We start from the raw sequence: 18,560 nt of genomic DNA on the forward strand, positions 1-18,560 counted from the left end.
TATTTTACAACGTCTTAAGATTATGGAGAAGAATGTCCCGTTGCCGTTGGGAGTCGATGCGCCATTGCCTGAACCTGCTCTTTCCGAGAGGTTATGGATGGTACGCAAGACGATTTCCGGGCATCTCAAGTTGAAACGCGGACGGGAAAAAATACGTGAATTGTATGAGGCGACGCGGCGTGAGGATTCCAAGCCGTTCACCCAGGTGGTACGCGAATTGCATCAATGGGTTTCCACGGGAAAGGCATTTCCCGTACGCATGCTCATCAATTATTATTTCCAGTTCCGGCTGCAGTATGAAGGAGCGGATTCATCCGGGTATGTTTTTGAGTCGGAGTGGCTCAAATATGCCCATCCTCTTTTGCAATATGCGGGAAACGAATGCGCAGTGTTGAACAATAAGGACAGCGCATGGCATGTGTTCGTCCGGCAGGGCCTGCCGGTTCCCCGGCGTTTTGGCGTTTTTTTTGGGGGGGGTACTCCTTTGATTCAGACTGCGGGAGGGGCCAGTGTCATTCCGTTAAACCGGTTTCTTCGGCATTGCTGTCCCTGTATTTTTATCAAACCTGCTGATGGAATGAAAGGCAAGGATTCGTTTCTTGTGGAATGGGTGGATCAAGAGAGATGCCGCGTCAGCGGACATATTATGAGGTTCACTGAATTTTCCCGGCTGGTCACGTTGCCCCTGCTGGTGGAAGAAGCAGTGCGGCAGCATCCCGATGTAGCTGCACTACACCCGGAGTCCCTTAACACTTTGCGTTTGGTAACCATGCGCGGATTGGACGGCCGGAGCCGGTATGTAGCTGGCATGCAGCGTACGGGAACAGGAGAGATGTTCTTGGACAATCTTTCCCAGGGCGGGTTGGCCGTGGGAATTGAGCCGACAGGAGTTCTGCGGAAATGGGGATATACGGAGGACCCACGGAAAAAAGGCGTTTCTGCCCATCCTGATACCGGAATCGTTTTTGAAGGACGTCGCATTCCCTTTTGGAAAGAGTGCGTGGATTTGGTATGCCGGGCTCATGAGGGATTCCCATGCACCCACAGTGTGGGATGGGATGTAGCCGTCACGTCTGCCGGTCCGGTATTGATAGAGGCTAATTGCTCTTACGGGATGCTTGAAATACAGCTGATCGACCATGGGCTGAGGGAGGTGTTTGAAACAATGCTTCGTCCGGCGGCTTTGGCCGTTATGGAGGGGAACGCGGCTAACAAGTGGAGCTTCAATTAAATGATGTACCCAAAGGAATATCCTTATGACTGACCGTGACGAAGCCTGCCGTTCCACGCTATGGGAGCAGATAGACGCCGTCCTCGTCATTAATCTGGACGGGAGTACGGAAAGATGGGAAAAACTGATGAACCATCTGGAGGGAGTGGTTCCCATCGAAAAGATACACCGTATTGCGGCCGTGCGCGGGACGGAGCTTCCCGGATACCTTTCCCATCCCTGGTTTACTGCCAGAACAGGAGACAGGGCCAGAACGTGTGCGGGAGCGGCAGGGTGTGTTCTTTCCCATGCCAGGGCATTGCAGTATGCCCTGGAGCATGAAGACTGGCAGGTCATCCTGGTTTTGGAGGATGACGCCCGTCTGGATGTGGAGCGGCTGGAGAGGATGACTCCGCAGTTTCAGGATTTCATGCATGATCCAAGGTGGGAACTGCTTTATGTGGGATATCACGGAGAACCCCTCTATGCCGGAAAGCTGGGCAAGCAGCGGGATTTTTTCAATATTTACCGGTGTTCCGGCGTATTGGGCACCTTTTCCATGCTGCTGCACCGGAGAGTTTGGCGGAAGATATTGCAAAAGCTTCCCGACCACCGGCATGTCTGGACGTGGATAGCGCAGTACAAGGCTATTGATTATTGGTTGCAGCGCTGGTTCACGCCATTTCATGAAGTGTTTTATGTGACTCCGGCTCCGTGGCATTGCGCGGAAAACATGGTGTCGGATATTTCGGGGAATATGCCCATTAAAGTGGAAAAAGCCAAAGCTGCACGGGTATGGAGCGTTTCCCGATGGAGAAAAAAACATGGTTTCTTCCTGTCTTTATGCAGATGGATAGGAATGCAGGGCGACCGGGTGATACGGTGGGCCTCCTGCCGGAGCCGCGGGTTTTCCGGCGGAAAGAATGCTGAACCTATTCATGGCATATCAAATCAATGTTCTAAAAATGATCATGAAGCTGGATGAGGAAAGTTTTGCAGGATTGGAGACGATAGCCACTATATTATGTCCCCAATACTTGAGTTGATCTTCTTTGCGAGTATATTCAGATTGTTTTTTAAGAATTTGATTGTTCCCATTACTCGCCTTCCCGTAAAAAGGACAGTCATAATCCAGCGTTCTTTCTCCGTGCGTGGAGGATGCTGGTGTGCTATTGTCCGTCCATGTGCATGGATGACAACATGCCGCTGAAGCGGGCGGATTTGCGGAAACGTGCGGAAGAGAAAGCGGTGGAATTGGCCGCGGAGGGAATGGAACTGCATCCCGTAACGGCTTCCGGACGCAATCTGGCGAAAAAGTTCTGGGGAAAGGAGTGGATGAAGAGCCTGGCCGCGTGCGAGGTGTACGGCATGCGGTTGGCCCCTGGCCGCACCTACTTGCGCTATGGCTGCGTTCTGGACGTGAAGGGGACTCCCGGCCGCATTGATGCGCTGGTGATGGGGGAGCATGTATATGAGGTCTGTGTTCAGGCCGCCCCCCCGGATGCAGAAGCGCTTGCCCGGTTGCGCGCACGGTGCGCCGGGCATATCGGATCCTGGATTGATTTGTTGAAGGGGAACCTGTCCCCGGAGTTGCTGGGAATCCTGTGCGATCCGGAGAGGGGGCTGTTCCCTACGCCGGAAGAGTGGCGTTTTTCCTGTTCCTGCCCGGACTGGGCGGATTTGTGCAAGCATGCGGCGGCGGCCTTGTACGCGTTCGGCGTGATGCTGGACGATCAGCCGGAACTGTTGTTTATGTTGAGGGGAATTGACGCGTCCGTTCTGATTCCGGATGCTCCGGAACCGGTTTCCGGCGGAGAAGACGCCCTGGACAGGGATGCAGGCTCCCTGTCCGACATGTTCGGGATTCGGCTGGACTGAGCCGGTTTCCCGTTTCACGGCTTCCGGCATCTCTTGAATAGCCAGGCGGGGAGGGGATGGCCATCTTTTTTGATAAATTGGCGGTGGAACGGTTGTTCCGGGTGGTAGAGGGTTCCCCCGTAGTTTTCCTGCCGGTGTGCCTGCATCAGAGCGCTGTCCGTAGAGAATGTTCCCAGTTTTTCCGCCACGCAGATCATGGAGGGAATGGCCGTGAATGTCACATAAACGGCCAGGAAGATGCGGGACCGTGTGCTTCCGGTGCGGAAGGCGTGCAGAAAGAGGAATGCCAGGAAGGGGTAAAGCACGGCGGGTGCCTTGAACAGGAGCTCGTTGTTCATCACACCCATCCGGAAGAAGAAGCAACATGCCATCCCACCCAGAGTGATGTAATACAGGGGCATGCGCCTGCAGGCGGCGAAAAGGAGCGCCCCCGGCAGAAGTACATTTAGAAGCAGGGAAAGAAGGAAGCTGGCATATTTGACGGAGTCCGGATAGAGCACCATCCGCCGCATGGTGTAGTGAAACGCCTCCGCGTATTGGTCCGAAAGCAGGCATGAGAATTGGCCGCCTCCGTCCAGGTGGGCGTAAAAGAGGCTCATGACCCCCACGCACAGGAACGCGACCCAGAAAACAGGGTGGAGCAGGAGGGGGCGCAGGCGTTCCCCCGTACGGAACCCGCATGCGCTGTCCCGGAAAAGTGTTTCATACAGAATGAAGGGGAGCAGAATCAGGGCTGCCAGAGGAGAACCGGGCAGCAACAGGGCTCCCATGAGATAGTAGCCGGAGGCGGGCAGGGAACGCGTCAGAAGCAGGACCGTACATAGAAGAGCCGGGACGGCGTGGTTGAACGTGTTGAATATTTGGGACGGAATGCCGATGAACAGGGCCATCTGGGCGTTATATTCCGGAAACAGGTGCGAGAGAGGCATGCCCAGGAAGTCCAGAGACGCGGCAGGCGAACCGAGACAGAGGAGTAGCAGGGTCCACCAGGCGGTTTTCCGGATTCCCCAGAGGCAGGCCGCTGTCAGGAGCGCCAGTTCCAGCCCTAGGAAGGTCCACCCTGCCAGCAGCCAGGAAGCGTATGCAGCAGGGCAGAAGGCCGCTGCGCAGGCAGGCGGCAGCCAATGACCCAGATAGTAGATGAAATGGTGGCCGTCCGGCATGACGAGAGGCCATGGTTCCGCGATGAGCTGTCCGTAAACGGCATTGCGGATGGTGAAGTCCGCATGTTGCTGGAAGTGGCCCGTAAAACCGCACAGGAATGTCAGAAGCAGACACCCGGCGGACAGAAGGAGGAGAAGAACTGTTCCGCGTTTTGTCAGGGAAAACCGCCATTCCGGCAGTTTCCGGACCGTGGCATGCAAACCGTAGGCCAGGGTGGCGCAAAGAGGGAGAGAGAAGAAAGGTTGAAGCCATCCCCACAGGAACAGAATCATGGGCAGCGCCAGATATAGCAGTCCCGCGTACAACAAGGGACGTGCGGGTAGCGAAAGGCGAGCTGGCATGGAGGAAAGATAGATAAAGAGTCAATCAATGCAGGGCAGGTGGACACCACAGCATGGCATATTTCACTGCAAAGAAAAGTTTCCATTCCATCGGGATACGAAAAATCCCCGGCCGCAAAAGCGGCGCGGGGATGGAGATTGCCTTATATCGGCCTCGGCAGAAATGGGTTAAAAGAGACCGAACCCGTTGCCGTAGCGGGCACATTCCCCCAGTTCATCTTCAATGCGGAGAAGACGGTTGTATTTCGCCATGCGGTCGGAACGGCTCAGGGAGCCGGTTTTGATCTGTCCGGCATTGGTGCCTACGGCAATGTCCGCGATCGTAGCGTCTTCCGTTTCTCCGGAACGGTGGGAGATGACGGCCGTGTAGCGGTTGCCCATGGCCAGTTCCACGGCATCCAGCGTTTCCGTAAGGGACCCAATCTGGTTGACCTTTACCAGAATGGAGTTGCCTACGCCCAAGCTGATACCCTTGCGCAGGAATTCGACATTGGTCACAAAGAGGTCGTCCCCGACGAGCTGGGTGCTTTTGCCCAGCTTGTCCGTCAGGATTTTCCAGCCGTCCCAGTCGTTTTCCGCACAGCCGTCTTCAATGGAGACGATGGGGTATTTCTTTTTCAGTTCCACGTAGTAATCCGTCAGTTCTTCCGCCGTGCGGCGGCTTCCGTCGGACTTCCTGAAGACGTACAGGCCGGATTCGGGATCGTAGAATTCGGAGGAAGCCACGTCCAAGGCAATTGCAATGTCTTCTCCGAAACGGTAGCCCGCCTTGTCCACGGCCTGGGCGATGCAGTCCAAGGCATCTTCAGCGGAGTCAAGGTTGGGGGCAAAACCGCCTTCATCCCCCACGGCAGTGGATAATCCGCGGCCGTGAAGAACGGATTTGAGCGCGTGGAATACTTCCGCGCCGTAGCGCAGCGCTTCCCGGAAGGTGGGCGCCCCAACTGGAACGATCATGAATTCCTGGAAGTCGATGGGGGCGTCGGAGTGGGCGCCGCCGTTGATGATGTTCATCATCGGCACGGGAAGCACCTTTGCATTGGGACCGCCCAAGTACCGGTACAGGGGCTGCTGCAATTGCGCGGCAGCGGCTTTGGCCAGGGCCAGGGAAACGCCCAGGATGGCGTTGGCGCCCAGTTTGGCCTTGTTGAACGTGCCGTCCAGGGAACGCATGAGTGCGTCCGCCGTGGTTTGTTCCGTCGCTTCCAGGCCAATGAGGGCGGGAGCGATGATATTGCAGATGTTGTCCACGGCTTTGGTGACGCCCTTGCCCTGGTAGCGGGCCGGGTCTCCGTCGCGCAGCTCCCAGGCTTCATGTTCGCCCGTGGAGGCTCCGCTGGGGACGGCCGCCGTGCCTACGGCTCCGCCTGCCAGGTACACATCCGCTTCAACGGTGGGGTTGCCGCGTGAATCCAGAATTTCACGCCCTGTTATTTTTACGATGCGCATTTCTTTCATAAAACCGAGTGATATGGCCCGTGAAAAAGCGGACGCATGAGTTAGTTTTAACTAATTTACGGCTTCTGTTTATTCTGGATCGGACTGTCTTGCAAGTTTTTTTTCAGAGAAGACCCGGAGAAAAATTGGATGCCTGCCGCCGCCAGTTCTGCATTGTGCCGGGTTCACGCGCGGTAATGTTCTTTTAGCCATGCTATTTCCTGGCCGTGGCCGGCTTCGTCCCGGGGCGTTTCCAGAAAGAAGGGCAATTCCCGCAGGACCGGATGATTGATGAGGTTGATAAAGGTCTGTTCACCCAGCGAACCTTTGCCGATGGTTTCATGGCGGTCCTTGAAGGAGGCGAATGGCGTCATGCTGTCGTTCAGGTGGATGGCGCGCAGGCGTTTCAGGCCCAGGACGGAGTCAAAGTGCTCCAGCACACTGTCCAGACGGTTGACGAGGTCATAGCCCGCGGAATAGACGTGGCACGTGTCTAGGCAGACGCCCAGTTTTTCCTTCAGTTCCACCCGTTCGATGATGGCAGCCAGTTCTTCGAAGGTTTTTCCGATTTCACTGCCCTTTCCGGACATGGTTTCCAACAGCACGGTTGTGGTCTGTCCGGATGAGAGCACATCATTTAGCTGCGACGCCACTAATTCAATGCCTTTTTCCGCTCCCTGGCCTACATGGCTGCCCGGATGGAAGTTATACAGGCTACCCGGCAAATATTCCATCAGCGCCAGATCCTCTTGCAGGACCTGAGCCGCAAAACGGGTGACCTTGGGGTCTGCTGAACAGGGATTCAGGGTATAGGGGGCGTGTGCCAGCAGAATGCCGAACCCGTTGTTTTCGGCAAGTTTCAGGAATCGTGTTATGTCTTGGACATCAATTGTTTTTGACTTGCTTCCGCGCGGATTGCGGGTAAAGAACTGGAAGGTGTTGGCGCCGATGGAGAGAGCTACCCTGCCCATGGCTTCATACCCTTTTGCGGAGGAGAGATGGCATCCGATGTGTAACATGAAAGCGGTTCCGTAAGTTGTATGAATGGTAGCATTCCGGCCTGGAGAAAAAAGACCAAAAGAGAGGCATCATTTACCGGAAAGAATGGGAATCTGTTTCAACGTACATGATTGCACGAGATGATTTGCAGGAAAAGATTAAACAGTTTGGTCCCGGCGCTGCTGGGAATGTGTGTGTTTGCGTGCGGCATGGGAACCGCCTGTGCGAAGGAAAAGGTTGCACCGTTGCTTCCCGCTCCCACTGTGGGGCAGCTGGCCTGGCATGACATGGAGATGTATGCCTTTGTCCATTTTACAATCAATACGTTTACGGGAAAGGAATGGGGATATGGGGACGAAAAGCCGGAACTTTTCAATCCTTCCGATTTTGATGCGGACGATCTTGTCAAGACACTGGCGGATGCCGGGTTCAAAGGAGTGGTGCTGACCTGCAAGCATCACGACGGGTTTTGTTTGTGGCCCACGAAGACTACCCGGCACAGCGTGGCTTCCTCCCCGTGGAAGAACGGGAAGGGAGATGTCGTGAAAGACGTCTCCCGCGCGTGCAAAAAATACGGTCTCAAGTTCGGGGTGTACCTGTCTCCCTGGGACCGCAACGCGTCCTCCTACGGTACGCCGGAATATATCAGAATGTACCGCAGGCAATTGAAGGAGCTGGCGACAGGCTACGGCCCCCTTTTCCTCGCCTGGTTTGACGGAGCGAACGGTGGCGACGGTTATTACGGGGGGGCGCGGGAAAAGAGATCTATTGACAGAAGCACCTATTACCAGTGGAAAACGACATGGGGCGAATTGAAAAAACTCCAGCCGAAAGCCGTCATTTTTTCCGATGTGGGGCCTGATGTCCGGTGGGTGGGGAATGAGAGCGGTTATGCGGGTTATCCCTGCTGGGCTACCTATACACCCGTACCTTTGCAGGCGGGAACGGAACCTTCCCCCGGCACGGTCCGCTACCAGTTGGGCGTGGAAGGTACGGTGGACGGGAAGTACTGGATTCCCGCGGAAGTGGACGTTTCCATTCGTCCGGGCTGGTTCTGGCATGATCACGAGAATTCCCGTGTACGGACGCCTGAGAATCTCCTGGAACTGTATTTCAACAGTGTGGGGAGAGGAGCAAACCTGAATTTGAATGTGCCGCCGGACCGTAGCGGGCGCATTCATGAAGAGGATAAAAAGTCTTTAGCGGGATTCCGTGCGTTGCTGAACGAGCTTTATTCCCGCAATTTTGCCGAAGGAGCGGAAGCGAACTCTTCCTCCACTCTGAACGGATACGGGGCACGGCATGTGCTTGACCGTAAGCGCGCTACGTACTGGGTCGCTTCCAAAGGAGACAGGAACCCTTTCCTCACACTGAAATTGCCCGATTCCGCGACGTTTGACGTCATCCGCCTGGCGGAGCCCATCCAGCTTGGGCAGAGGGTGCGCAAGTTCCGAGTGGAAGTGCGCGAGAACGGGCGGTTTGTCACATGGGTGGAGGGATCCAGCATTGGGGCCAGGGTCATATTGAAAGGGAGGCCCGTGACGACGGATGAAGTGCGTGTGGTGCTGGAAGAATTTAAGGCCGTTCCAGCGCTTTGCGAGGTTTCATTGTGGAAATATCCCGGTTTTTTGAATGCTCCCTCCGTCAGCTATGACCGCGACGGCCGGGTAACGCTAACAGGTGCGGCGGGAGCTGCTGTCCGGTATACGATAGATGGAACGGAGCCGGGGCCGCAGTCTCCCGTTTATGAAAAGCCGTTTGTTCTTTCCAGCGGTGGAACCGTGAAGGCGGTGAGCGAGGGTAACGGCAGGAAGTCTTCTGTCACGGCCCGGGTGGTTCCGGTACCTTCGCGTGACTGGAAGGTGATCAGCGGAGAAAGATCCGCCGCCGCGCCGGAACTGGCTTTTGACGGTGATTCCGGAACGTTGTGGCACACGCATGCTCCACAGGGAGAGATTGCTCCGCCCCAGGCGCTTGATATCGACATGGGCCGCGCGGTGAATGTGGCGGCCGTGCTGTACACTCCGCGCGCGGATTCCGCCAAAGGTACGATTGACCAATACGCCGTCTATTTCAGTAAGGACGGAAGGGAATGGGGAACGCCCGCGGCTGAAGGAGAGTTTTCCAATATCCGGGCCAATCCCATCCTCCAGAGAATTGATTTAAAGGCTCCCGTGAAAGCCCGCTACCTGCGTTTTGTCGGCAGGCGTGTGCTGGAAGGCAGTCATGTCGTCATTGCTGAACTGGGCGTTTTGGAAAAATAGCGTATTCCTGTTTTTACGGAACCTGCCGTAACGGTACGGGGATAAGTGGCCGCGCGCCCGGCGTTTTCTTGACGGATGGGGAGAAGCGGGGCAAGATGGCACGCATGGAACAAGTCAGTCTCATGGAGTTGGGAAAACTGGCCGCGGAAGGCCAGGTGGAAGCGGAGGTTTTTGCCCAGATTTCCCAGTGTGCGCAGAAATTGACCAAGAGCAACAAGCCGTACCTGGACGTAACTTTTGCCGATGCGGAAGGGTCCATGGGATTGAAGGTGTGGGAAGACAAGCCCTGGTTTCGGGTGCTGGCTTCCCTGCCGCTCCGCAGTTTCGTAAGCCTGCGCGGCCAGTGGACCAAGGGTTCTTTCGGGATGGAGGCCGCCGATCTGGACGTGCGCCTGCTGGAAGAGGCGGAGAAGGAAAGCTTCCTGGCCGGTTCCGGAACCCTGAAGAAGAAGCAGGAGGCGGATTTAAAGGAGATTTGCGTGTTGATCAAGAACATGAACGATCCGCGCATCCGGGCCTTGTGCGTCGAATTCATCGAACAATTCGGAGAACGGCTTCAACGCGCCGCCGCTGCCAGAACGTACCACCACGCACGCCGCGGCGGCCTGGTGGAACATGTGGCCGGCATGATGCGTACAGCTTCTGCCGTGTGCCAGGCAAATCCGGAGCTGAACCGCGACCTGCTGCTGGCCGGCTGCCTGTTCCACGACTGCGGAAAGCTGTGGGAGAACTGTTACCCGAAGGAGGATTTCACGATGCCGTATTCGGAAGCCGGCGAACTGCTGGGTCACATCCCTCTGGGAATTGAACTGGTCAACAATCTGTGGAAGCGCATCATGGCGCTTCCGGAGGCGGATTCCTGGAAGACGCTGGACCCGCCCTCTCCGGACGTGCGCATGCACCTGCTGCACCTGATTGCCTCCCACCACGGGGAACTGGCGTTCGGCTCCCCGGTGTTCCCGAAAACACCGGAGGCGGTGGCCCTTCATTATATCGACAATCTGGACGCCAAGCTGGAGATGTTCCGCAGCGCCTATGAAACGAGCGAGGCGCTGGCGCCCAAGGTGCTCCAGCGCAAGGCTCCCCTCCCTGCAAACGTTGTTCTTCCGCTGCCTTCCGTTCTTCCCTTCATTCCGGACGGCCCGGACGCCATGCCGTAACCTGTTCCCCGCATGGAGAAGGAGTCGCATCTGCTGCGGCCGTGGCCGGAGCGGATGATGGCTTCCGCTCCGCTGTTGGCGCCTGCGCTGGCTATGCTGTGCGCCTGTGCGGCCGTGGACGTTTCCCCGTGGTTATGGGCGTTCTGCGCCTGCTGGGTTTTGCTGCCCTGTCTGTTCCGGATGCCTGCCATGAGTCTGCTGGCCGTCGCGCTGGCGGTCTGGGCCGGCGGCTGTCTGCTGGATTACGGGCGGCAATACGGGAGTCTGGCTGTGGAAGAGGGCGGCAGATTTGCGGCGGAAGGTTCCGTTGATGCCGTTTCCGGGCGTTCCGTCCTGTTCAGGCCGCACGGGGCCAAGTGGCTTTATACGGTTTCTTCCCTTGAAAAAGAGCTTCCGCTGGAACCGGGAAAACGCTACCGGCTTGAAGGGGAGGTTTATTCCTTGAAACCTCCTTGCGGACCCGGCCTGTTTGACCGGGAACGGTGGGGTTATCTGCACCGGGTAGTGGCCGGAGTCCGGCTGGAAAGATTTTCCGAGCTGGGGCCGGGAGACTGGCGCAGCCGGTTTCTGGCGGCTTCCCTGAATCTCCGGGAAGAGGCGGCAGGGCTGCTGAAACAGGGTGCGCCGCCGGACGATGAGGCCCGGCAGGTAATGGTTTCTGCCGTGCTGGGCGACAAGACGACCGCCCGGCCGGAGACCATGGTCAGCTTCATGGAGAGCGGCTGCATGCATGTGTTTGCTGTCAGCGGCATGCATGTGGGTCTGGCCGCCATGCTGATTCTGGGCCTGCTGAGGCTGCTGCTCATCCGTCCCTCCGTGGCGCGGCTGGCCTGCATCCCCCTGCTGGCCCTGTATGTGTTTGTCACGGGAATGTCCGTTTCAGCCCTGCGCGCCCTGATCATGGCGGTGGTCTGGCTGCTGGCCTCCGTCCTGCGCAGGAAGGGGCATCCCGCCAACATTCTGGCTCTGGCGTTTATCGTGCTGTGCTTCGTGGATCCGCTCCAGGTTTTCCAGCCGGGGTTCCAGCTTTCTTTCTGCGTGTTTGCCGTGATTGTGTGCATTGTAGCATACATGAACCGGGAAAAGCCCCTGTGGAGACCGGACCCGTTCATTCCTCCCCGGATTTACAACGCACGGGAAAGGGGACTGGTATGGCTGGAAAAAGCGTGCCGCGGAACCCTGCTTGTGTCCGTGGGGGCATGGCTGATGTCCATCCCGCTGACGGCGTGGCATTTCGGCACCTGGAACCTGTATGCGCCATTCACCAACATATGCCTGGCGTTGCTGGTTCCCTTCCTGATGGGTATTTCCCTGTTCGGGCTGATGTTTGCGTGGTGTCCCTGGGCATTGTCCGTCTGCAATGCCGCGGCGGCGTGGCTGGCCGGGAGCATGCTGGGTGTTACCCAGTTTGCGGCCGCCCTGCCGTGCAGCTATCTTCCCGCCCGGCTTCCTGCTCAGGAAAACGGGGCCGTGGTGGTTCCCATGCAGAAAAACGCCTGGTCCGTCGTCATTTCCAATCCAGCGCTGGTGGTGGATACCGGTACGGAGAATACAGTCCGCTACACTCTTCTTCCCATATTGAAATACCTTCATATACAGCCTTCCGGCGTGATGACGACCAGGAACGGCAAGCCGGAACGGGCCGGGGTGGAAGTCTTGCTGCAGGAGTATCCCGGCATCCAGAACTGGGGCCGCGGGGCGCAGCATTCTGCGAAGGAGTGGGTATTGCGCCCCGGCAACAGGGTGAGTACGGCGGATTTGCCGGAGCCGCTGCCTACGGGGGTGCATCAGGACCGGAGCCCGGTGCTGGCGTGGACGTGCCGGGGACGCCGCGTGCTGCTGGTCGGGAATGCCGGATTTTCCACCCTGGCACGGGCGGAAGAGACGGAAAGGGCGGATGTCCTGATTATCGGGCATCATCCGCGCGACCCGGTCAGCAGCGCTGCATGGATCAGGGAAACCGGAGCCCGGACAGTCATTTTCACGACGGAATGGGGATGCCCCGTGCCGGAAGGCGTGGCCGTGTACCGGCTGCCGGAAACCGGAGCCCTGTACCTGAAGGCGGAAGAGGACGGCGTGACCGTCACGCCCTGGAAGGGCACGGAACGCCGTACAAGGTGAATCCGGTGCTTTCCTCAATCCGGATGGGCAGGATTTGTCCCGTCAGGCCGGGCTCCGCATCCACCATCACGGGCTTGTTCTGGGAGGTGCGGCCGGAGAAGCGCGCGGCGTTGGTTTTGGAAGGCCCTTCCAGCAGGACTTCCTGAACCGTGCCGATGAGTTCACGGTTTTTCCGGACGGCGATTTCATTGACGACGGCCAGCAGGTCCTGGTTGCGCGCCTCCTTCACTTCTTCCGGAATCTGGTTCTCCATGGCGGCGGCAGGCGTGCCGCGGCGCGGGGAATAGCGGAAGATGAACGCGTTGTCGAATTGAACCTGTTCCACGGCCTGTCTGGTCAACAGGTAGTCTTCTTCCGTTTCTCCCGGAAACCCCACGATGATGTCCGTGGTGATGGAGAGATCCGGACGGGCCTGCTTCATTTGCGCGCAAAGATCCAGGAAGGTCTCGTTTCTGTACGGCCTGCGCATCATTTTCAGGATGCGGTCGCTGCCGCTCTGCATCGGGAAATGGATGTGGCTGCACAACTTGGGAAGATAGGTGAACGCCTGCACCAGGTCCTGCCGGAAGCCGATGGGATGGGGGGAAACGAAGCGGATGCGCCGCAGGCCCTCCACTTCATGGACGGCCTCCAGCAATTGGACGAAGCCGCCTTTTCCATTCACGCTGTCCATCTGGCGTCCGTACCGGTTGACGATCTGGCCCAGCAGGGTGACTTCCTTCACGCCGGAGTCCACCAGCATGGCCACTTCGTCCACGATGTCCCGAATGGGGCGGCTCCGCTCCGTTCCGCGCGTGTAGGGCACGATGCAGTAGGCGCATTTCATTTCACACCCCTGCATGATGGAAACGTAGGCCGTGGAGCGTGCACCCGGGTCCAGGTGGTCGCGGATCTGGTTCTGGGAGTCCTCCTCTTCCGCCACATCGCATACATGGCTGCCGGAAAAGGCGCTCCGGAGGTTGTCCATGCGGCGTTCCTGCCGCTGTCGGAGAATGCCGTCCACGTGTTCGAACACGCGGTGGTATTTCTGGGTGCCGATCACCAGATCCAGGCGCGGAAGTTCCTTGAACAGTTCGTCCTTCCGGCTCTGAGCCATGCAGCCCATCATGCCGTACACCACGTGGGGGCGGTGCCGCTGCTGCTTGGCGAGCAGCCCCATCTTGCCCAGGGCTTTCTGCTCCGCCTGTTCACGGATGGAGCAGGAGTTGAACAGGATCACGTCCGCCTCGTCCTCGCGGTCCGTCATGGTGTACCCCTTCTGGACGAACATGCGGGCCACCTGTTCGGAGTCCCGTTCGTTCATCTGGCAGCCGTAGGTTTTGATGTAAAGCTTGGGCATGGAAAGGTCAGTTTTTCTTTTTCAAAGTGACCACGCATTCCAAATGCTTGGTCTGGGGGAACAGGTCAAAAGGCTGGACGGCGGTGACGGCATAGCCGGCCTTGTCAAACTCTGCCAGATCCCGGATCTGGGTGGCGGGGTTGCAGGAGACGTACACCACTTTTCCGGGGCTGAAAGCGAATAGCTGGGTCAGGAATTCCATGCTGCACCCCTTTCGCGGGGGGTCGATCACCACGGCAGTTTTTTCCGCCGGAAAGTCCACCTGGGCGAAAATGGCTCCGGCGTCCGCCGCCAGAAATTCCACGTGGCTGATTCCGTTGCTGCGGGCATTGCTCCGCGCCCAGTCTGCGGAAGTCTCGCTGACTTCCACGCCAAGCACTTTTTTGAATTTTTCCGCCAGGCTCAGGGCGAACAGGCCGGAACCGCAGTAGGCGTCCACCAGGAATTCCTCGCCGTCCATGCTGGCCTGCCGGGCCACGTAATCCGTGAACAGGGGCAGGATGAACGGATTGTTCTGGAAGAAATCTCCGGCCAGGAAGTGGAATTCCAGAGTGCCCACCTTTTCACAGGCCACGGCGTTGTTATTGGTGATGACGCCGCCTTCCGACGCCCGGAGCAGAATCGTCGCTCCGCGCTTGAAGCGGGCCGCCGCCTGATAGACGCTTTTACGGGCCATCGGCAGGACCTCGTTGATGCATTCCATCGCAATCGGACATTGCGGTACGTCCACCACTTCCCTTCTGGAGCCGGCTTTCAGAAAGCCGATGGCGGGTTTGCCGCCTTCTTTGGGCTTGTCGAAATGAGGCGTAATCTTGGAACGGTAATGGTATTCCCGCGGGGAGGCGATGGCCGGGTTTACGGGGAGTTCCAGCCCCGCCTGCAGGCGGAGGAGGTCCGCCACCTGGCGCGTTTTCCAGAAAAGCTGGCAGTCGTAGGAAAAGTGCTGGTACTGGCAGCCGCCGCAGGTGCCGAACAGGCGGCACACCGGGTCCACGCGGTCCGGACTGGGGCGGAGCACTTCCACCAAGTCTGCGGAGGAATAATTCCTGTCGTTGCGCCAGACGCGGGCTTTTACCCGGTCTCCCGGCAGGGCAAACGGAACAAACACCACCCAGCCGTTCACACGGCCGATGCCGTCGCCCGCGTTGGACAGGGCGTCAATGTCCAGTTCAAGCTCCTGGTGGTAGGAAAAAGGTTCGGGATGGAAGCCCTTGGGAATGGTGGCGGTCATAGTTCAGAGGGATGGATTACGGAGTAGCGGGGGTAATCAGCTTGCCGTCCAGGTCGTACAACAGGGTATCCGGCAGTTTGGGGGTGCGCAGCCCGGGGCGAAAGTCACCGGGGAGCACGTCCGGGCCGGAAATATCGCTTTCATTCCTTTCTTCCGGAAGAAGGCTGGTGGTGACGGGAACAGGGGGCAGCGGCGCCGGGCGGCTGGCAGCGGCCGTTTGTTCCAGCTGCATTGTCGGAGTGGCGGCGGGTTCCTGAGCGGCCGTTTCCTTATTGGAGGCGCAGGAAGCGGCGCAGACCAACCCGGCAATCAGACAGGAGCGGATCAGGAGTCTTTTCATGGCGCGGATTCTTACAGCTTCATCCGCGCTTGGCAAGTGAATTGCCGGGATTGCCTATGATTAAAATGATCCTAAAAGTGGAAGGATGAGTTAACTATCGAATAAAGTCTGAAAGCATTTTTGAAGAATAATGGATGACAAAAAAAAGATGTATTCACTTTGTCGCTCTTGGGGAGGTGGAATTTTCTTCAACTTGCTGTTTCAATAATTCCCGGCAAACCACATACTCAATAAAATAACTATCGCAGGAATTTCCAATATCAAAAAAGTGATGGCCAATAATGTCCGTTAGCTGATTGTCATCTTTATTTTGTTGGATTTCAAATAAAACGGTTTTTAGTTTTTGAATTGATGGGAATGTTTCCGCATAGAATTTCTCTTCCAGATACTTGGTTTCATGTAAATCGGGAAGCGGTGTATACAGCATAAGATTTTTTAAATCAAGGAGCATTTGGCGCGCCGATGATGATATTTGTTTGATCTGGTCTTCAGTGAAATGGCGGTTGTTGCTTAATAAAGCAACGATATTTCTTAATTCCAAAGTAAGGGAGGAAAGGGTTTCTTCTTGGATTCGTAAAGAAGCCGGATTGTTGAGAAAAGAGGGAGCCCATTGAGTGGAAGGCAATATTTCCGGGAGGAGGCCCTGCCCAAATGCCACAGTATCATAAGCTCTAGACTTTTCTTTATAACTTAGACGCGAGGCCAGCTTGTCCTTGAGAAGTTTGGAGATTTTTTCAGAGCCGAGAATCTTGTTTTTAAGGGACTGGACATGCTTGTTTTTATAATTGAATATGAGAAATAAATCCTTATTTCCGACGATGTCCGGCATTTCCAGAAGATTTGGAAAAAGAACTAATTCTATTTTACTCTCTGGCAGATCCGCGTTTTCATGAAATAAATCAATGGTCTCATGCAGGAAATTTATATAATCTTTTCCGGAGAGACGGTTCAGAAGATCAAAAATAACTTTTCTCTGGGAAAAAGTTAATGGAGCGCTTCCCTGGATAAGATTAGTTATTTCTGATTCGACATCATGACCATTTTTTCTCATGGCTTCAGAGGATGGAATGGCAGAAAAATGAGAAGAGGGAATTGTTGCAGGCAGGGCGCCATAGGAGTGAAATAAAATGTTGGATAATATAAAAACGATGAGTGATTTTTTCATATGTCATTCTATTGAAATTTTCTCATGTCTAAAGGAGAATTCAACCCGGAATTGAATTGGTCCCTCTTGGCCGGGATTCCTTTTTAGGTTCTGTATGGCGAACTGTATTAATCCATGTACCATCATCATGATATTCATGTGAGTTTGGATGGTATTTCACCGTGCCTATGGCTGATTACCCATTTGCCGGCTATGGGAGAATAGGCGTTTTATAGAATAAAAACAGTGCGATCTTCCCCGCTTATTGAGTGGTAGGGTTAACCAATAATCCTGAAATGTCAATGTATTTTGAGCGGAATGAGACTGGTTCAGATACGTTCGCTCGTTTTTGTCCGTGGATGACGGAAATGGGGAATACTGTGCGCCTGCCTGCGCTTCCGGCGCATATGGCGGAATATTCGGAAGAAAATGAATCCCACGGTGAAAAGAAGCAGCGTGACGCTCCACCAGTTCCAGCCCACGGGGGCGTCCGGCAGGCCTATGCGCCCGATCATCGGGAGTTTGAGGGCGGGGCGGAGCAGGTCAAACCCCGCATTCAGGCCCAGCAGGCTGATTTCCGCTCCTTCCGCCAGTCCCAGGCTGAACCCGGCGAGACCCCATAAATTGATGCGGATGCCTGTACCGCTCTCCGTTCGTCCGGCAATGCCACCGGGCAGGTAATCCTTCCCCACCGCATGAGGCGGAAGCTCCACGGTCAATTCCGGCACTTCCCTCATCAGCGTGGCAGTGAATGTATTGCTGTTGGGTCCGGGAATAATCCAGTAGGTATCGGCATGGGGGTAATCCTGTGCCGTGCGGCTGATGACGGGGATGGCCTTTTCCGCTGCTGTTCCACGCAGTTCCTGAATCAACTCCGGCTCCGCGCCGAACCATTTACGGTCCGGAATATCCCGGGAGATGGAAACGCTGGTTCCCCGGGAGGGAAGCTGGTAACCCATAACCTGGTACACGGTGTAAAAACCGGCGTTCTTCTCCTTCACGGCTATCCAGGTATGCACGGCAAAATACTTGCGCCAGCCGAAAGCGCGCGCGGCATAGACCTGGACGACGGCTTCCGGTTCTTCCGAGGGCAGCGGGGCCAGTCCGCTACTGCTGCGGTCTGCGGTTTTCCAGTTTTCCGCCGGGTGGAAGTAAATCAGAGCTCCGCACAGGAGCAGGAACGCCATGAACAACCAGAAAATGAGCCGCCATTTATTCCGGGAAGGATGCCTGCGGTTATAAGGGTTGGAATGGCGCATGGCGAATGTATATACCTTGAACGGCAAATGATGGCAATGGCGGAATCTTGAAGTTTGACTTCTGCGCAGGGGAACCTATGGTTATTATAATATGATCAAGTTTGCCATTTCCGTTCTTTGTGCCGCCGCCATGACGGGCATGCTCCATCCCGCTTCCGCTCTGGCACAGCAGGCGCCCCTGCCCGCCGTGAATGAATCGGGAAGCCCCGCCTTTGACACACTGCGCAACGAAGCCATTGCCAAGAAGGTTCCCCTCGTCATCTACCTGACGGGGTCTTCCTGGTGCTCATACTGCAACATCTTTACGAACAAGCATATCAAGGAGCGGGTTTTTAAGAGGGAATCCGGCAAAAAATTCATCTTCTGGCTGGTGGATACCAGGCAGGCGCCGGGCAGGTCTCCGGGTTCCTTTACCTTTCAGTTTGTTCCGGAGGAAGCTGCCAAGGTGGTGGGATGCGCAGGTTCCAAGGCTCCTTATGTTGTCTTTGGTCCTCCCGCCGTGATCATTCTGGACCCCGTTTCCGGAAAAGTGATTAAAAGGATGGTAAGCCAGGGGGATATGGACAAGGAAGGCAAATCCCTGCCTGCGGTCATCAAGGAATGCTGGAAGAATTTCCAGGAGGAAAAGAATTCCTGAGGCTTCAGTCCGTTGAAAGAAAGGACGGGTGGCGAC

At 56.4% G+C, this 18,560-nt stretch carries 15 protein-coding genes; 7 read left to right on the forward strand and 8 right to left on the reverse strand.

What is annotated here, in order from left to right; translation table 11 throughout:
* Nucleotides 1-22: 22 nt before the first annotated feature.
* The 3 genes from V3C20_RS05370 to V3C20_RS05380 all read left to right on the forward strand — a co-directional run bounded on the left by V3C20_RS05370 (nt 23) and on the right by V3C20_RS05380 (nt 3,088).
* The gene (locus V3C20_RS05370; RefSeq protein WP_149873779.1) at nt 23-1,231 is read left to right on the forward strand and encodes a sugar-transfer associated ATP-grasp domain-containing protein; all 1,209 of its coding nucleotides are present in this window, start codon (nt 23-25) and stop codon (nt 1,229-1,231) included.
* Between the two features lie 25 nt (nt 1,232-1,256).
* On the forward strand, nt 1,257-2,195 hold the full coding sequence (locus tag V3C20_RS05375; RefSeq protein WP_130084151.1) for a glycosyltransferase family 25 protein: 939 nt from the start codon (nt 1,257-1,259) through the stop codon (nt 2,193-2,195).
* Nucleotides 2,196-2,392: 197 nt separating this feature from the next.
* A complete protein-coding gene (locus V3C20_RS05380) occupies nt 2,393-3,088 on the forward strand; it encodes an SWIM zinc finger family protein (protein WP_161981651.1) in 696 nt (231 codons plus the stop codon).
* Between the two features lie 14 nt (nt 3,089-3,102).
* Here the strand turns inward: V3C20_RS05380 and V3C20_RS05385 are convergent, their stop codons facing one another.
* The 3 genes from V3C20_RS05385 to V3C20_RS05395 all read right to left on the reverse strand — a co-directional run bounded on the left by V3C20_RS05385 (nt 3,103) and on the right by V3C20_RS05395 (nt 7,049).
* Nucleotides 3,103-4,593, reverse strand: coding sequence for a hypothetical protein (locus tag V3C20_RS05385; RefSeq protein ID WP_130084153.1), 1,491 nt, complete (start codon nt 4,591-4,593; stop codon nt 3,103-3,105).
* A 168-nt stretch (nt 4,594-4,761) separates the two neighbouring features.
* Nucleotides 4,762-6,051 (reverse strand): phosphopyruvate hydratase, encoded by a 1,290-nt coding sequence (gene eno, locus V3C20_RS05390; RefSeq protein ID WP_192907210.1) that lies wholly within the window; start codon nt 6,049-6,051, stop codon nt 4,762-4,764.
* A 164-nt stretch (nt 6,052-6,215) separates the two neighbouring features.
* A complete protein-coding gene (locus V3C20_RS05395; protein ID WP_130084154.1) occupies nt 6,216-7,049 on the reverse strand; it encodes a deoxyribonuclease IV in 834 nt (277 codons plus the stop codon).
* Nucleotides 7,050-7,238: 189 nt separating this feature from the next.
* Between V3C20_RS05395 and V3C20_RS05400 the strand changes: the two genes are divergently transcribed.
* The 3 genes from V3C20_RS05400 (at nt 7,239) to V3C20_RS05410 (ending at nt 12,574) form a co-directional block, all read left to right on the forward strand.
* On the forward strand, nt 7,239-9,293 hold the full coding sequence (locus V3C20_RS05400) for an alpha-L-fucosidase (protein WP_202975667.1): 2,055 nt from the start codon (nt 7,239-7,241) through the stop codon (nt 9,291-9,293).
* 104 nt (nt 9,294-9,397) lie between these two features.
* On the forward strand, nt 9,398-10,453 hold the full coding sequence (locus V3C20_RS05405; RefSeq protein WP_161981367.1) for an HD domain-containing protein: 1,056 nt from the start codon (nt 9,398-9,400) through the stop codon (nt 10,451-10,453).
* Nucleotides 10,454-10,465: 12 nt separating this feature from the next.
* A complete protein-coding gene (locus tag V3C20_RS05410; protein WP_130084157.1) occupies nt 10,466-12,574 on the forward strand; it encodes a ComEC/Rec2 family competence protein in 2,109 nt (702 codons plus the stop codon).
* Here V3C20_RS05410 and miaB read toward each other — a convergent pair.
* The 5 genes from miaB to V3C20_RS05435 all read right to left on the reverse strand — a co-directional run bounded on the left by miaB (nt 12,537) and on the right by V3C20_RS05435 (nt 17,887).
* Nucleotides 12,537-13,913, reverse strand: a complete 1,377-nt coding sequence (miaB, locus tag V3C20_RS05415; protein ID WP_130084158.1) for a tRNA (N6-isopentenyl adenosine(37)-C2)-methylthiotransferase MiaB — start codon at nt 13,911-13,913, stop codon at nt 12,537-12,539. The genes V3C20_RS05410 and miaB overlap by 38 nt on opposite strands.
* Before the next feature lie 7 nt (nt 13,914-13,920).
* Nucleotides 13,921-15,144, reverse strand: coding sequence for a class I SAM-dependent RNA methyltransferase (locus V3C20_RS05420; protein WP_130084159.1), 1,224 nt, complete (start codon nt 15,142-15,144; stop codon nt 13,921-13,923).
* A 16-nt stretch (nt 15,145-15,160) separates the two neighbouring features.
* A complete protein-coding gene (locus tag V3C20_RS05425) occupies nt 15,161-15,484 on the reverse strand; it encodes a hypothetical protein (RefSeq protein ID WP_130084160.1) in 324 nt (107 codons plus the stop codon).
* 154 nt (nt 15,485-15,638) lie between these two features.
* Complete coding sequence (locus V3C20_RS05430; protein ID WP_130084161.1) at nt 15,639-16,649, reverse strand: hypothetical protein; 1,011 nt, start codon at nt 16,647-16,649, stop codon at nt 15,639-15,641.
* Nucleotides 16,650-16,957: 308 nt separating this feature from the next.
* Nucleotides 16,958-17,887, reverse strand: coding sequence for a DUF3750 domain-containing protein (locus tag V3C20_RS05435; RefSeq protein ID WP_130084222.1), 930 nt, complete (start codon nt 17,885-17,887; stop codon nt 16,958-16,960).
* Between the two features lie 91 nt (nt 17,888-17,978).
* Here V3C20_RS05435 and V3C20_RS05440 point away from each other — a divergent pair, with 91 nt between their 5' ends.
* Nucleotides 17,979-18,524 (forward strand): hypothetical protein, encoded by a 546-nt coding sequence (locus tag V3C20_RS05440; RefSeq protein WP_130084162.1) that lies wholly within the window; start codon nt 17,979-17,981, stop codon nt 18,522-18,524.
* Nucleotides 18,525-18,560 lie beyond the last annotated feature (36 nt).

It is taken from the genome of Akkermansia sp. RCC_12PD (assembly GCF_036417355.1).
GTDB lineage: Bacteria > Verrucomicrobiota > Verrucomicrobiia > Verrucomicrobiales > Akkermansiaceae > Akkermansia.

Coding starts and splice junctions, on each gene's coding strand:
- V3C20_RS05370 (WP_149873779.1), top strand. CDS start 23: ATGGAGAAGAATGTCCCGTTGCCGTTGGGAGTCGATGCGCCATTGCCT.
- V3C20_RS05375 (WP_130084151.1), top strand. CDS start 1,257: ATGACTGACCGTGACGAAGCCTGCCGTTCCACGCTATGGGAGCAGATA.
- V3C20_RS05380 (WP_161981651.1), top strand. CDS start 2,393: ATGTGCATGGATGACAACATGCCGCTGAAGCGGGCGGATTTGCGGAAA.
- V3C20_RS05385 (WP_130084153.1), bottom strand. CDS start 4,593: ATGCCAGCTCGCCTTTCGCTACCCGCACGTCCCTTGTTGTACGCGGGA.
- eno (WP_192907210.1), bottom strand. CDS start 6,051: ATGAAAGAAATGCGCATCGTAAAAATAACAGGGCGTGAAATTCTGGAT.
- V3C20_RS05395 (WP_130084154.1), bottom strand. CDS start 7,049: ATGTTACACATCGGATGCCATCTCTCCTCCGCAAAAGGGTATGAAGCC.
- V3C20_RS05400 (WP_202975667.1), top strand. CDS start 7,239: ATGGGAACCGCCTGTGCGAAGGAAAAGGTTGCACCGTTGCTTCCCGCT.
- V3C20_RS05405 (WP_161981367.1), top strand. CDS start 9,398: ATGGAACAAGTCAGTCTCATGGAGTTGGGAAAACTGGCCGCGGAAGGC.
- V3C20_RS05410 (WP_130084157.1), top strand. CDS start 10,466: ATGGAGAAGGAGTCGCATCTGCTGCGGCCGTGGCCGGAGCGGATGATG.
- miaB (WP_130084158.1), bottom strand. CDS start 13,913: ATGCCCAAGCTTTACATCAAAACCTACGGCTGCCAGATGAACGAACGG.
- V3C20_RS05420 (WP_130084159.1), bottom strand. CDS start 15,144: ATGACCGCCACCATTCCCAAGGGCTTCCATCCCGAACCTTTTTCCTAC.
- V3C20_RS05425 (WP_130084160.1), bottom strand. CDS start 15,484: ATGAAAAGACTCCTGATCCGCTCCTGTCTGATTGCCGGGTTGGTCTGC.
- V3C20_RS05430 (WP_130084161.1), bottom strand. CDS start 16,649: ATGAAAAAATCACTCATCGTTTTTATATTATCCAACATTTTATTTCAC.
- V3C20_RS05435 (WP_130084222.1), bottom strand. CDS start 17,887: ATGCGCCATTCCAACCCTTATAACCGCAGGCATCCTTCCCGGAATAAA.
- V3C20_RS05440 (WP_130084162.1), top strand. CDS start 17,979: ATGATCAAGTTTGCCATTTCCGTTCTTTGTGCCGCCGCCATGACGGGC.